This is a genomic window from Flavobacterium sp. GL_143 (genome assembly GCF_057834355.1).
Genome location: NZ_CM174401.1, coordinates 17,720 through 32,237 on the forward strand (window position 1 = coordinate 17,720; position 14,518 = coordinate 32,237).

At 32.5% G+C, this 14,518-nt stretch carries 10 protein-coding genes; 6 read left to right on the forward strand and 4 right to left on the reverse strand.

The genetic code is table 11. The features are described from left to right. Nucleotides 1-330 precede the first annotated feature (330 nt). Nucleotides 331-1,779, forward strand: coding sequence for a glyceraldehyde-3-phosphate dehydrogenase (locus AC3IPI_RS00095; RefSeq protein ID WP_489156338.1), 1,449 nt, complete (start codon nucleotides 331-333; stop codon nucleotides 1,777-1,779). A gap of 247 nt (nucleotides 1,780-2,026) precedes the next feature. Here the strand turns inward: AC3IPI_RS00095 and AC3IPI_RS00100 are convergent, their stop codons facing one another. After that, complete coding sequence (locus tag AC3IPI_RS00100) at nucleotides 2,027-2,488, reverse strand: Lrp/AsnC family transcriptional regulator (RefSeq protein WP_039111354.1); 462 nt, start codon at nucleotides 2,486-2,488, stop codon at nucleotides 2,027-2,029. Between the two features lie 201 nt (nucleotides 2,489-2,689). Here AC3IPI_RS00100 and ald point away from each other — a divergent pair, with 201 nt between their 5' ends. Beyond that, nucleotides 2,690-3,805: an alanine dehydrogenase gene (gene ald, locus AC3IPI_RS00105; protein ID WP_039111355.1), complete on the forward strand. Its 1,116-nt coding sequence runs from the start codon at nucleotides 2,690-2,692 to the stop codon at nucleotides 3,803-3,805. 274 nt (nucleotides 3,806-4,079) lie between these two features. Here ald and AC3IPI_RS00110 read toward each other — a convergent pair whose 3' ends face one another. Next, nucleotides 4,080-5,489: an APC family permease gene (locus AC3IPI_RS00110; RefSeq protein WP_039111357.1), complete on the reverse strand. Its 1,410-nt coding sequence runs from the start codon at nucleotides 5,487-5,489 to the stop codon at nucleotides 4,080-4,082. Nucleotides 5,490-5,922: 433 nt separating this feature from the next. On the opposite strand from AC3IPI_RS00110, the gene AC3IPI_RS00115 reads away from it, so the two are divergent. The 3 genes from AC3IPI_RS00115 to AC3IPI_RS00125 all read left to right on the forward strand — a co-directional run bounded on the left by AC3IPI_RS00115 (nucleotide 5,923) and on the right by AC3IPI_RS00125 (nucleotide 9,046). Next, a complete protein-coding gene (locus AC3IPI_RS00115) occupies nucleotides 5,923-7,023 on the forward strand; it encodes a glycosyltransferase family 9 protein (protein ID WP_489156341.1) in 1,101 nt (366 codons plus the stop codon). A 92-nt stretch (nucleotides 7,024-7,115) separates the two neighbouring features. Beyond that, complete coding sequence (locus AC3IPI_RS00120; RefSeq protein ID WP_489156343.1) at nucleotides 7,116-8,606, forward strand: serine hydrolase; 1,491 nt, start codon at nucleotides 7,116-7,118, stop codon at nucleotides 8,604-8,606. Nucleotides 8,607-8,680: 74 nt separating this feature from the next. After that, the gene (locus AC3IPI_RS00125) at nucleotides 8,681-9,046 is read left to right on the forward strand and encodes an iron chaperone (RefSeq protein WP_489156345.1); all 366 of its coding nucleotides are present in this window, start codon (nucleotides 8,681-8,683) and stop codon (nucleotides 9,044-9,046) included. A gap of 64 nt (nucleotides 9,047-9,110) precedes the next feature. Here AC3IPI_RS00125 and AC3IPI_RS00130 read toward each other — a convergent pair whose 3' ends face one another. Continuing rightward, nucleotides 9,111-10,319: a C40 family peptidase gene (locus tag AC3IPI_RS00130; RefSeq protein ID WP_489156347.1), complete on the reverse strand. Its 1,209-nt coding sequence runs from the start codon at nucleotides 10,317-10,319 to the stop codon at nucleotides 9,111-9,113. A 243-nt stretch (nucleotides 10,320-10,562) separates the two neighbouring features. On the opposite strand from AC3IPI_RS00130, the gene AC3IPI_RS00135 reads away from it, so the two are divergent. Continuing rightward, nucleotides 10,563-11,942 (forward strand): Kelch repeat-containing protein, encoded by a 1,380-nt coding sequence (locus AC3IPI_RS00135; protein WP_489156349.1) that lies wholly within the window; start codon nucleotides 10,563-10,565, stop codon nucleotides 11,940-11,942. Nucleotides 11,943-12,163: 221 nt separating this feature from the next. Here AC3IPI_RS00135 and AC3IPI_RS00140 read toward each other — a convergent pair whose 3' ends face one another. Continuing rightward, complete coding sequence (locus AC3IPI_RS00140) at nucleotides 12,164-14,428, reverse strand: aconitate hydratase (RefSeq protein WP_039111585.1); 2,265 nt, start codon at nucleotides 14,426-14,428, stop codon at nucleotides 12,164-12,166. Nucleotides 14,429-14,518 lie beyond the last annotated feature (90 nt).

Genomic DNA, 14,518 nt, shown 5'->3' on the forward strand with positions numbered 1-14,518 from the left:
AATAAAAAACAGATATAAAACGAAAAACGCTTACAACGGATATTTTTAAATCCTGTTATAAGCGTTTTTTCATTGTCTAAAAACAATCCCAATCAAAATAAGGGATGTTTTTCAGTGCCCTCGCAAAATCAGGATGGCTTTTTTATTTCCTTCTGATATAGAATTTATTTTTTTGTTTTAGGAGAAGCCAATTTTCATTTTATTGGAAGAAAATTTATTTTCACCCGTTTCCAAAATAAATCATAAAATAGTTTACGAAATCGATTGAAATGGGTACTTTTGCGCCAAATTTAAAAAAACAAGCAGTTTTATTTTTACAAATTTTCAACTATGAGCAAAAAATCTTTGTACCAAAAAGAAGTATCATTTCAAGTCGACAGACGAAAAGCCGGAGTAGAATTGATTAAAATCATAAGCGATTTATGGTATGATAAATCTATCGAAATGGTTTTATTCAAAAATCAATTACTAGATAAGAATGTAAGCGACATTATTAATTTACATCAATACGCTGGAGAATTTGTAGGTAAACCAATTACTATTTTTGACTCTGTTGAAATTGCGAGAGTTGTTTTATCTTTAAAATTACCTCCTTCCAAAATTGATATTGGAAAACTAACTTATGAATATCGTTTGGAGGATGAAAAATATCCAGATGCTCGTCATTTTGTAATCGAAAAACTAAAAGAAGCTAAATCATCTGAAGAAATTCAACCTAAAGATGTTGTTCTTTATGGCTTTGGCCGAATTGGTCGCTTATTGGCCAGAGAATTAATGTCTAAAACAGGAAAAGGAAATCAGTTGAGATTAAGAGCAATTGTTATTCGTGATAAAAGCGAACTAGCAAATCTTGAAAAAAGAGCATCTTTATTAAGATATGACTCTATTCATGGAGATTTTCAAGGTTCTGTGGTTGCTGACCCAAAGAATAATGCTCTTTTGATAAATGGAACTACGGTACATATTATTTCGGCAAATTCTCCCGAAGAAATAGATTATACGCTATATGGCATTAATGATGCTCTAGTTGTAGATAACACTGGTGCTTTTACAACTCAGGAAGCATTAAGCAGGCACTTAGTTTCTAAAGGGGTTAGCAAAGTTTTACTTACTGCACCTGGAAAAGGAGTTCCTAATATTGTACACGGAGTAAATCATAACGAATACAATCCCGATGAAAATGATATTTTCTCGGCTGCTTCTTGTACTACAAATGCTATAACGCCTGTTTTAAAAGCAATTGAAGATACACTAGGTGTTGTAAAAGGACACTTAGAAACTATACACGCATATACTAATGATCAGAATCTGGTTGATAATATGCACAAAAAATACCGTCGTGGCAGAGCTGCTGCATTAAATATGGTAATTACTGAAACTGGTGCAGGAAGTGCTGTTGCAAAAGCATTACCATCGCTTGAAGGGAAATTAACATCAAATGCAATACGTGTTCCAGTTCCTAACGGTTCTCTTGTTGTATTAAATCTTGATGTTAAAAAAGCAACTTCGATTGCTGGAATTAACAAAATAATGAAAAAATATGCCCTTGAAGGCGAATTAGTAGAACAGATAAAATATTCTTTGAATACAGAATTGGTTTCTTCTGACATAATCGGTACCTCGGCACCATCAATTTATGATAGTAATGCTACAATAGTTTCCAAAGACGGAAAAAGCATTGTATTATATATTTGGTACGATAATGAATATGGCTATAGTCACCAGGTTATTCGATTAGCAAAATATATTGCGAAAGTAAGACGTTTTACTTACTACTAGCATATACACCAACCAAACCAACTTTTTCTCAAAACCATCAAGTTCTCTTGGTGGTTTTTACTTTTAAATCAACAAGTTGAGTTTTTTTTACCATATAAGTGATTTAAGTTCATTTAAGCTTTATACTGATAGTCACACTTATATTTACTTAAATCACTTACATGGTTAACTTTTTATTACACTAATAATTTTATGTAATTGAACTTATAACTCAATCAATTTCAATTCACAACAGTTGTACTTCACATTATATTATTGGTAAAACTGTCGTGCTCTTTACTTCGGACATTACAAAGACAGTATTGATTAAAGAAACTTCGGGTAAAATTGATAATTTTTTTTGATGAAAATGATGATACGTTTCCATATCTGGAATGATAATTTTAAGCATGTAATCAAAATTTCCTGATACATAATTACATTCTACAACTTCGGGTAAATTCAAAATAGATTGATTAAACCCTTCCGAGGTATCATATGTCTGTTTTGTGAGCGTTACCTGGCAATAAACCGTAAGATTATTCCCTAATTTTTTCTTGTTCAAAATAGACACATATTTCTCAATAACTCCCTCTCTCTCAAGTCGTTTGACTCTATCATGGACAGGTGTAAGAGACAAATTTATTTTGTTTGCAATGTCTTTTAAGGTATAATGCGCATCTTCTTGCAAAAGGCGTAGGATTTTTTTGTCAGTTTCGTCTAAAATCATGGTAAAAAGTGTTTTAAAAATTATTACAAATCAGTCATTTTTTCTTTTTATAGACGATAAAAGCTCATTAAAAAGAATATTTTTTGGTAAAAATATTAAATAAAAACAATATTTTCTTTATTATACCCATAATATCGATAATATATTCTCTATATGTAGCTTTGTAAAACAAAATTAACAAAAACAAAAAAAATATAAAAAATGATAATAGGTGTTCCAAAAGAAATCAAGAATAACGAAAACCGTGTAGCTGTTACACCAGCTGGAGTTTCGGAAATGAAAAAACACGGACATGTTGTTTACGTTCAAGCAACTGCCGGTTTAGGAAGTGGATTTAGCGATGAGGAGTATACTAATGCTGGTGCTCAGGTATTAGCAACTATTGAAGAGGTATATGCTATAGCTGAAATGATTATTAAAGTTAAAGAACCTATTGCATCTGAATATGATTTAATCAAAAAAGATCAATTATTATTTACATACTTTCACTTTGCTTCATCAGAGCCGTTAACACACGCAATGATCGAAAAAGGAGCTGTATGTTTAGCTTACGAAACTGTTGAAAAAGCTGACCGTAGTTTACCATTATTAGTTCCAATGTCAGAAGTTGCTGGACGTATGTCGATTCAACAAGGAGCTAAATATCTTGAGAAACCATTAAAAGGAAGAGGAATTCTTTTAGGTGGTGTTCCAGGTGTTCCTCCTGCTAAAGTATTAGTACTTGGTGGTGGAATCGTTGGTACTCAAGCTGCAAAAATGGCTGCTGGTTTAGGAGCTCAAGTTACTATTATGGATGTAAGTTTAGCACGTCTTCGTCATTTAGATGATATTATGCCTGCAAACGTAAACACTCAAATGTCAAACCACTACAACATTACAAAAGCAATCGCTGATGCAGATTTAGTAGTTGGAGCAGTATTAATTCCGGGAGCAAAAGCACCTCACTTAGTTACTCGTGATATGCTTAAACTAATGCGTCCAGGAACTGTTGTTGTAGACGTTGCTGTTGATCAAGGTGGATGTATCGAAACATGTACACCAACAACTCACGAAAACCCAACTTTCATTATCGATGATATTGTACACTACTGTGTGGCTAATATGCCAGGTGCTGTACCTTACACATCTACTCTTGCTTTAACAAACGCTACTTTACCTTACGCTTTACAATTAGCAAACAAAGGATGGGAAAAAGCTTGTGCTGAAAACGAAGAATTGAAAAAAGGATTGAATATTGCTAATGGAAAAATCCTTTACAAAGGAGTTGCAGAAGCTTGGAATCTTCCTTTCAACGAAGAATTAGTGTTAGCAAAATAATTGCTAGCATTATATAAGTGCTTACTACACTAGAAAAACCCGTCTTTAGGACGGGTTTTCTGTTTTTATATAGTTCATTATTCTTGCCACTGATTAACAGCTTCCTTAATCCTCTATTCTATCTAACTCATTGCGAAAGGAACGCGGATTAAAAACGGATTTTTTAAAATAATAGATAAAAAATCCGTTTAATCCGCGTTCCTCTATAGACAATCTAAGTTAGCAACTATTCTCTTTTAGCCACTAATTAATGGCTTTCTTTAAATTATGCCGCTTATTCTTTTGGCTTTGTTAAATAGTAAACAGGAATTCCTGTTAACATAATTAAAACTCCCCATCCACAAGTAGAAAATTTAGTAAGCAATAAGCAAATACAAATTGCCGATGCTACTACAATATATAAGAATGGCAGAAATGGATATCCAAAAGCCTTATAAGGTCTCTCAGCATCTGGCATTTTCTTACGCAGAATAAAAATACCATAAATAGTCAAAATGTAAAAAATCAGAACAATGATAATAACAAAGTCTAATAAATCCCCATATTTCCCTGTCAAACATAAAGCCGAAGCCCAAACACATTGTGCCCATAATGCCCAAGCTGGAACACTAGACTCATTTAATATCGCTGCTTTCTTAAAAAACAAACCATCTTTTGCCATTGTATAATATACCCTTGCTCCAGCCATTATTAGCCCATTATTACAAGCAAAAGTCGAAATCATAATCATAATTGCAATGATTAACGTTCCGATATTACCAAAAATATATTGTGATGCCACTACCGCTACCCTATCAGATTTTGCTGTAGCAATTTCATCAAAAGGTACTACTGCCAAGTACATCAGGTTTGTTAAAACATAAATAATCGTAACTATAAAAGTTCCCAAGAATAGACTAAACCCTACATTACGTTTCGGATTTTTAATTTCGCCCGCAATAAAAGTTACTCCATTCCAAGCATCACTAGAAAATAAAGAACCAACCATAGCTGCCGAAATACCTGTAAGCAATGCTGTACCTCCTATTGGAAACCAAGATTTAGTATCTGCATCAAAAGCACGCGTAGACCAACCATCTACCCAATTAGCATCCCAAATAGAAGCTTTTGCTCCAAGTGTTAACCCGAAAACGATTAATCCTAAAAGTGATAAAATTTTGATAATAGTTAAAACCGTTTGTAGAATTTTACTGTTTTTAACCCCACGGCTATTTATATACGTCAATAAAATAATCGTAACAATAGAAACCAGTTGAGCTGCATTTAAGTCGAAAGAACCTATCTCAAAAAGAATGTTTTCATCACTTAAAGGCTCATAGAGATAAGCTGCAAATTTGGCAAAAGCGACACCTACAGCAGCAATTGTACCCGTTTGGATTACTGCAAAAAAGCTCCATCCGTACAAAAACGCTATCAACTTATTGTAAGCTTCTTTTAAGTAAACATACTGCCCACCAGCTTTTGGAAACATGGCACTTAATTCTCCATAACTTACTGCTGCAATAACTGTAATTAATCCTGAGATTAGCCATATTAAGATTAGCCAACCCGCAGAACCTACTTGTCGGGCAATATCGGCACTTACAATAAATATTCCTGAACCAATCATAGACCCTACCACAAGCATGGTTCCGTCTAGCAATCCGAGTTCTCTTTTAAAATCTTCTGGTTTGTTTTCTTGCATTTTTTTTGGTTTTTGGTTGGTTAAAGATATACTTTTTTTATAAATTTTGGTTTTTAGATCGCTGATTTTAGATTATATAGCAGTTGTCATTTTTACTTTCAGTCGTGTTATCAAACGAAACGGAGTCACAACTCTTCTCACTATGTCATAAGACCTAAAAACCTAATTATAAGTTAACTAAGACTTAACCATCAATCATTTAAAAAAAACCAATTTTGATTCATCATATAAAAAAAACAGAAAATTATGTAATCAGCTTATAAATGATTTTGCTAACTTTACTTAAAGCAACAAACATAACAATCTCATTTAGTTATCATTACAACAAGACTCATAATGAGTTTTAACAATTTGCTTTTAATTCTTTCTGTTTTTTTGAGTTGCCATTTATTCTTTTTTAACTGAAGTAAGTTTAATAAATAATATTTACACTATGAAAATCTTAAAAAACATAAACGTAGTAAGACGAAAGCTAATGCATAGCTTAACTAAAAATATTGGCCACTCTACAAATGCGAATAAAAAACATTTAACCATTAAACCTGAGATTAAAAGAGTTTTAATCTCACGTCCAAATGCCCGATTAGGGAACTTATTATTAATTACACCTTTATTAGAAGAAGTCATTACTACGTTTCCGGGATGCAAAATAGACTTATTTGTAAAAGGCAATCTAGCGCCTATATTATTCGAAAACTACGACAATGTCGATAAGATTATTGAGCTACCTAAAAAACCTTTTAAGAACTTACTTCAATATATTAAGGTATGGATATCGCTTAGAAAACAACAATATGATATTGCAATTAATGTTGATAAAAATTCTTCATCTGGAAGACTTTCGGTTAAATTTTCAAATTCAAAATTCAAATTCTTCGGAGATTCTACAGTCGAAGATATTCAATCAAAATATCTTGATTACGAACATATCGCAAAATATCCTGTATACAATTTCAGAAGTTATTTAAGCGAACTAGGCTTTACTCCCAATAACAAATCAATTGCTGCATTAAATCTTAAATTGAGTAATTCTGAAATCATTGAAGGAAAAAAAATACTAGACAAATTAGTCAATAACGATAAAAAAACGATTTGCATTTATACTTATGCAACTGGCGACAAATGTTATTCAGAATCATGGTGGGGGAAGTTTTATAAAAGGCTAAAAACTCAATATCCTAATCATAATATTATTGAAATTTTACCTATTGAAAATGTCTCGCAAATTGGCTTTAAAGCCACACATTTTTACAGTAAAGATATACGTGAAATTGGCGCGTTAATAGCAAATACTGAAGCTTTCATTGGTGCTGATTCTGGAATCATGCATTTAGCAAGCTCTGTACAAACTCCTACAGTTGGTTTATTCTCGATTACTGAGCAAAAAAAATATGAGCCATATTATAATCATAGCATAGCTATAGATACTAATAAAACTTCTATTCTTAAATCTACAAAAATCATAGCATATATGATTAGTCACAACTTATCACTTCGAGTTACAACTACTTCAACAATTATAGCATTATACTAAACAAAGTGATGATTTTTAGTAACTTTATTAAATTTTAGTCGTCTATTATTAATGAACGCTTAAAATATAATAACCAAAAATCATCAACCATCATGAAAAAAAAATCAAATAGCTCTTTATTAAAAGTGCTCATTTTTAGTCTTGCTTTTCAATTAATTTTAGTTAATGTATGTATTGGCCAAACTTCCAAGGCCGATAAAATTAATGAATTGCTAAGCTTATATTCTAAATACAACCAGTTTAACGGAACTGCTCTTGTAACTGAAAACGGAAAGGTTATCTATAAAAAAGGCTTTGGACTAGCCAATATGGAATGGAAAATCCCTAATGAACCCAACACAAAGTTTAGATTAGGCTCTATTACCAAACAATTCACAGCATTATTAATTCTTCAATTGGCAGAGCAAGGAAAACTTAAATTAGATGTTCCAATTTCTACCTATCTTCCTGATTATTCCAAAACCAATGGTGATAAAATTACCATTCATCAATTACTCACTCATACATCTGGAATACCTAATTATACTTCATTCCCTAATTTTTTCTCTGATATTAGTCGTAATCCCTATACACCAGAAGCTTTTGTAAAAACATTTGCTGATTTGCCTCTTCAATTCAAGCCAGGAGAAAAATTTTCCTATAGTAACTCTGGTTATTTTCTATTGGGTTATATCATAGAGAAAGTTACAGGAAAAACATATGAGCAGTGTTTACAAGAAAAGATTTTTACCCCGCTTAACATGAATGATTCCGGCTATGACCATCACGATGTGATTTTAGCTAATAGAGCCACTGGATACGAAAGAAAAGAGAAAGGCAGTTCTGACTATGTAAATTCGAGTTACATTGATATGTCTCTTCCTTATGCTGCAGGATCTCTATATTCTACCGTAGAGGATTTATACTTATGGGATCAGGCTCTTTATACTGAAAAATTATTATCGGCTAAATACAAAGAATTATTATTTAACAAATACATAAATACAAGGTTCTCTGCAACATCCTATTATGGATACGGGTGGTTTATTGAAGAAGCGAACATTGACAAAACAGATAAGAAAGTACAAATTATTGAACATGGTGGTGGAATAAATGGTTTCAATACTCTAATCTCCCGTATTCCATCATCCAACGATTTAATTGTATTATTAAACAATACTGGGGGAACAGGTCTTAATCAAATGTCTGAAGCGATACGAGCAATTTTATACGATATGCCATATGATATTGCCAAAAGATCTACCGCTTATACTCTATTTGGTATTATTAAATCTCAAGGATTAGAAACTGGATTGAAGAAACTTGAAGAGTTCAAAAAATCTGATGAATACGCTATTAAGGAAAGTGAAATAAACGATGTTGGTTATCAATTACTACAATCAGGAAAAACAAAAGAATCCATAGCCGTTTTTAAAATAAATGTTGACACCTTTCCTAAATCAGGAAATGCATATGATAGTTTAGGCGAGGCTTATTTAAAAGATGGAGATAAAAAACTTGCTATTGTAAACTATAAAAAATCATTACAGTTTGACCCAAAAAATGAAAATGCAAAGAAAGTATTGGAAGAAATCTCTAAATAACAACTTTGATAAACTCTATTAAAACTGCCGCAATTTGACAAAATTGCGGTTTTGGTTTTATAAAATTAAAAGCTATGATAACTTCAAAACCTAAAACCATTGATGAATATATTGCTGGTTTTCCTGTAGCCATTCAGGCAGTATTAGAACAAGTGCGCCAAACAATTAAAAAGGCTGCTCCAAATGCCGAAGAGAAAATAAGTTACACCATCCCTACTTTTACGCTTAATGGTAACTTAGTGCATTTTGCAGCTTTCAAAAACCATATTGGCTTTTATGCGTTGCCTTCGGGAAACGAAGCTTTTCAAGAAGAACTTTCTGTTTATAAATCAGGAAAGGGCTCTATTCAGTTTCCATTAGACAAACCTATGCCTTTGGATTTAATAACGAAGATTGTAAATTTTCGAGTAAAAGAAAATTTAGAAAAAATAAAGAAGTAAAAATTATTTAACTGAGTAAGTCTAAAAGCTTAAACTTATATTACGTTTTTAGAATTAAAGAAATTTATTCTAAAACACGATTAACTTGAGTGAAGTTTCTTCCGTAGTATGCTTCTTTTGTTGAAGAAACAATTACACCACCATGTACAGATGAGTGAACAAATTTAATTTCCCCATCTAATACCTCAACCACCATTCCCACATGGTTTATCTGACGTCTTCCATTAGTTTTAAAGAAAATCAAATCTCCTTTTTGCGCATCTTCCGATGCTATTTTAACTCCGATACGAGATTGTTCAATAGAACTTCTAGGTAACTTAATATCAAAACTTCCAAATGTAGTTACCATTAATCCTGAACAATCAAAACCTGCTCTCGAAGTTCCTCCTGAACGATACCGAACTCCTACGTTCTCTGTAGCGTTTAATACCAATTGATTTAACAAATCTGAGTCATGGGTAAACTTTACATTATTTGTCGTTGCTGTATCTTTAATTACTGTTGTCGCTACTGCTGTTGCAGCATCTACTCCCTCTTGTACTCCTTCTTTCTTTACATATGATTTTGAAGGATTTATTTTAAGGACGTAACCTACTGGTAATTTTCCTTTTATAAATGGGTTTTGTCTTTCTAATTCTTTAACCGTAAGTCCGTATTCTTTAGCAATTGCATATTTAGTTTCTTTAGGCAAAACTTCACGAACAATTTCGGTTTCTACAGGTTTTTCGATTATCTCTGGCTCAGGAGTTGCAACAATCGTAGTCGCAGCTATTGCAGTTTCTTTTATAATTGGTTTAGCATTACCCGGAATTATAATTTGCTGTCCTATTCTAAGTCCTTCACTTTCTAATTTTGGATTGGCTTTTTTTAATTCCTCGACTGTAAGCTGGTATTGTTTTGAAATTCCGTACAATGTTTCTTTTGCTAGGATTTCATGAGTAGTAGTTTCTTGATTACTTGCTGTAGTATTCGAATTGTTTGAATTGCTTTTATTACTTGCAATTACTTCTTTTTCTTTGGTCTTCGTTTTTGTTGCTTTATCTTTATTGGCAACATTTTTCTCTGAACTTGGAATTAGTAAAATTGAATTTAGTTTTAATAATTTACCAGCATTAGGATTTAAATCAAGAATCTCCTTAACTTTTACATGATATTTTTTGGCTATAACACTAACATTCTCCCCTTTAGAAATTTTATGCTTAATATATTTTTCCTGTGAAAAAACATTAAAACTAAAAAAAAACAACGCTAATATCAGTCCAAAACTTTTCATTCTTATTCAAATTACATTCGCAGATTACATTTAATTCATTTAAAAAAAATCAAAAAACAACAATCCAATTACTTAAAAAGCTAATTTAACTTATTAAACTAAAAATCGCTATTTTTTAACAACTCTTTATATTCAAATTAACAAATTCCGCATAAAAAATAATCATTCTATATTAATTCAATTATTTTTCTTAAAAAAATAATACTACTTTTAAACAAAGAATAACTGACAAAAAAAACACCCTTGAAAAAGCTAATTCTGATTTTTGTATTTTTTCCTACATTATTAATTGCTCAAAATATAAAAGGTAATGTAATTTCTCAGAAAGACAATCTTCCGGTTGAAAACACCAATGTATTTGCATTGTCTAGTAAAGTTGGAACTATAACTGATGAAAATGGTGAATTTTATTTAAAAGTTTTTCCTGAATTTAAAGAGGATGAGACATTACAATTTTCTCACATTGGTTACATCACTAAAAATGTTTCCTTAAGCTATCTGGCAAAAAATAACTACAAAGTTTTTCTTGAAGAAGAGGCACAAAATTTATCAGGCGTTACAATTGTTGCCAATACTAAACTGAAAACAAAACTTGCTTTTACAGAAATAACTAATTTAAAACATCCTGTTTTTTCATTTGGATCTTTTTTAAAAGACGATAAAATTTATATTAGTGGAGGTGACGCTTATCCTGAAATCGATCATATGGCCAAAGTGCGGGCAAAAATAGCCGACCCTACCTTTCAGGATTTTTTTAATGAAGGAATAACAACAACAAAACGACATTATAAAAAGTATCTTTCTATTTACAATATCAAAACCAACTCTTGGGAATTTCCAGATTTAAAACTACAGGTTAGGGCGTATCATAACATTCATCTCTATAACAATTTGATTTATATTTTGGGAGGGAAAAAAATGTTTGTAAATAAAAACAGTAGTTGGGAATATTTACAAGATCAAATTGAAGTTTTAGATATTGAAAAACTCACTGTTAAAGTCGACAAAACAAATCCACATCAGGCTGCTGACTTTGCTTCTTTTACTTATAAAGATAATATTATTGTAATGGGAGGTTCTATAAAAGCAACTGAAAGTGGTGTAAAAGATTTTACAGATAAAGTGCATTTGTATAATATTACTTCCGGATATTGGTATGAACTTACGAGCATGCCAATGGCAGAAGAAACTACTGGAATACTGATAGACGATAAAATTTATCTTATTGGCGGAAACAACGGAAAACCAATATCTAAAATAGAAACCTTTGATTTAGTAACAGAAAAATGGCTAACTGAGGGTGAACTATTTTCGGGATTAGAAAGACCTGCTATTGCTTACAATGACGATATTATTTATTTTTTTGAGGATGAAAAAATGTACACTTACAATTTTAAATTAAAAGTATTAAAAGAATACGAAATCAACCTCCCTCTGAAGTATTCAGCTATGTATTATAACGATAATAAATTATACATTTTGGGCGGACGTATTGACAATAGTTATTCTAAAATACCTTCTGCAAAAATTTTTAGCATAGATTTAGATGAATTTAAATTAACAAATCCGAATAAGATTAAAAACTTATCTCAAGAAACGACTCTAGCAAAAACACAGGGTTAGTTTTTAATATCAGAGTTATTATCTGCGAAATTATAATACTTAACAGGTAAAATCTTTATACTAAATTTCTTTTTTAAATAGATTTCCTAGCCCAGATAAAAGCGGCATCCTTTTCTTTTTTCCTTCAAAAAAGAAAAGATATAGCGGATAGCTGGAAATAGCTTCAAATAAAAAAACTCCCAAGTTGCCTTGAGAGTTTTTAATATGATTTAAAACTTTAATTATGCTTTTCCAGCAGCAATTAAGTTTAATGCTGAACCAGCTACAAACCAGCCAATCTGTCCTGCATTATAAGTATGATTTGCTAAGATTATGTCTTTAGTTCCATCTGCGTGAACGAATTCTAGCGTTAATGGTTTTCCTGGAGCAAATTCTACTAAATCAAGGAAATTGATTGTATCATCTTCTTGGATTTTATCATAATCTGCTTCGTTAGCAAATGTTAATCCTAAAAGCCCTTGTTTTTTAAGGTTTGTTTCGTGGATACGAGCAAAAGATTTCACCAATACCGCTTTAACTCCTAAGAAACGTGGCTCCATTGCTGCGTGCTCACGAGAAGATCCTTCGCCATAGTTATGATCCCCCACAACAATAGATGGAACTCCAGCTGCTTTGTACGCACGTGCAACTGCAGGAACTGCATCATACGTTCCTGTTAATTGATTTTTAACTGAATTTGTTTTTTGGTTATATGCATTTACTGCACCAATCAACATATTATTAGAAATATTATCTAAATGTCCACGGAAACGTAACCATGGTCCTGCCATAGAGATGTGATCTGTCGTACATTTTCCAAATGCTTTGATTAATAATTTTGCACCTGTAATGTTCTTACCATCCCAAGCATCAAACGGAGCTAATAATTGTAAACGCTCTGATGTTGGGCTTACAGCTACCTGAACTCCTGAACCGTCTTCTGCCGGAACTTGGAATCCTGGATCTTTAACATCAAATCCTTTTGGAGGCAATTCGTCTCCTGTAGGTTCATCTAACATTACTTCTTCTCCATCTTCATTGATTAAAGTATCTGTTAATGGATTGAAACTTAAATCTCCTGCGATAGCCATAGCTGTTACTAATTCTGGCGAACCTACGAAAGCTAGTGTATTTGGGTTACCATCAGCACGTTTAGAAAAGTTACGGTTAAAAGAGTGAACGATTGTATTTCTTTCTTCTTTCTCTGCTCCTTCTCTATCCCACATACCAATACATGGCCCGCAAGCGTTAGCAAAAACTGTTGCTCCAATTTTATGGAATGTATCGATAAAACCATCACGCTCGATTGTATAACGAACTACCTCTGAACCTGGAGTAATTGTAAACTGTGATTTTGTTTTTAATTTTTTGGCAGAAACTTGTCTTGCCAAAGATGCTGCACGCGCAATATCTTCGTAAGATGAGTTGGTACATGAACCAATTAAACCAACCTGAATTTGTAATGGCCAGTTATTTTTGATTGCTGCTTCTTTCATTTTAGAAATTGGAGTAGCTAAATCTGGCGTAAAAGGTCCGTTTAAGTGCGGTTCTAATTCTGTTAAGTTAATTTCGATAACCTGGTCAAAATATTGTTCCGGGTTAGCGTAAACTTCTGGATCTCCAGTTAAGTAAGGAGCTATTTTATCTGCAGCATCTGCAACATCGGCTCTGTTTGTAGAACGCAGGTAACGACTCATAGAATCATCATATCCAAAAGTTGAAGTTGTCGCTCCAATCTCTGCACCCATATTACAAATAGTACCTTTACCTGTACATGACATAGAAGTTGCACCTTCTCCAAAATATTCTACAATTGCTCCTGTTCCACCTTTTACAGTAAGAATACCAGCAACTTTAAGGATAACATCTTTAGGAGCAGTCCATCCTGATAATTTACCAGTTAATTTTACTCCAATTAATTTAGGGAATTTTAATTCCCATGCCATTCCTGACATAACATCTACTGCATCGGCTCCACCAACACCAATAGCTACCATTCCTAAACCTCCTGCATTTACAGTATGTGAATCTGTACCAATCATCATTCCTCCTGGGAAAGCATAATTTTCTAGTACTACTTGGTGAATAATACCTGCTCCTGGTTTCCAGAAACCAATTCCGTATTTATTAGAAACTGACGACAAGAAGTCGAAAACTTCATTACTTTGAGTTTTTGCTCTAGCCAAATCGGTTACAGCATCTACTTTAGCTTGAATTAAGTGATCGCAATGAACTGTTGTAGGCACAGCCACTTTAGCCTTACCTGCGTGCATAAATTGCAATAATGCCATTTGTGCAGTTGCATCCTGACATGCTACACGATCGGGTGCAAAATCAACATAATCGACTCCTCTGCCAAACGCCTTAGTTGGATTTCCATCCCAAAGGTGATTGTACAAAATTTTCTCCGTTAAAGTAAGTGGACGACCAACAATCTCGCGTGCTTTATCAACACGACCTGGCATGTTCTCATACACTTTTTTAATCATTTCAATATCAAAAGCCATAAGTATAATTGTTTTTGTTTGTTTTTGTTTTTTGAACATCACAAGTTACAAAAAATAGAAGAGCCAGAAAAGAAAAAGCCTGAGTTTATC

Excerpts from the sequence above, each read along its gene's own strand:
- AC3IPI_RS00100 (WP_039111354.1), bottom strand. The coding sequence starts at position 2,488 with ATGATTTTAGACGAAACTGACAAAAAAATCCTACGCCTTTTGCAAGAA.
- AC3IPI_RS00130 (WP_489156347.1), bottom strand. The coding sequence starts at position 10,319 with ATGAAAAGTTTTGGACTGATATTAGCGTTGTTTTTTTTTAGTTTTAAT.
- AC3IPI_RS00110 (WP_039111357.1), bottom strand. The coding sequence starts at position 5,489 with ATGCAAGAAAACAAACCAGAAGATTTTAAAAGAGAACTCGGATTGCTA.
- AC3IPI_RS00115 (WP_489156341.1), top strand. The coding sequence starts at position 5,923 with ATGAAAATCTTAAAAAACATAAACGTAGTAAGACGAAAGCTAATGCAT.
- AC3IPI_RS00120 (WP_489156343.1), top strand. The coding sequence starts at position 7,116 with ATGAAAAAAAAATCAAATAGCTCTTTATTAAAAGTGCTCATTTTTAGT.
- AC3IPI_RS00140 (WP_039111585.1), bottom strand. The coding sequence starts at position 14,428 with ATGGCTTTTGATATTGAAATGATTAAAAAAGTGTATGAGAACATGCCA.
- AC3IPI_RS00125 (WP_489156345.1), top strand. The coding sequence starts at position 8,681 with ATGATAACTTCAAAACCTAAAACCATTGATGAATATATTGCTGGTTTT.
- ald (WP_039111355.1), top strand. The coding sequence starts at position 2,690 with ATGATAATAGGTGTTCCAAAAGAAATCAAGAATAACGAAAACCGTGTA.
- AC3IPI_RS00095 (WP_489156338.1), top strand. The coding sequence starts at position 331 with ATGAGCAAAAAATCTTTGTACCAAAAAGAAGTATCATTTCAAGTCGAC.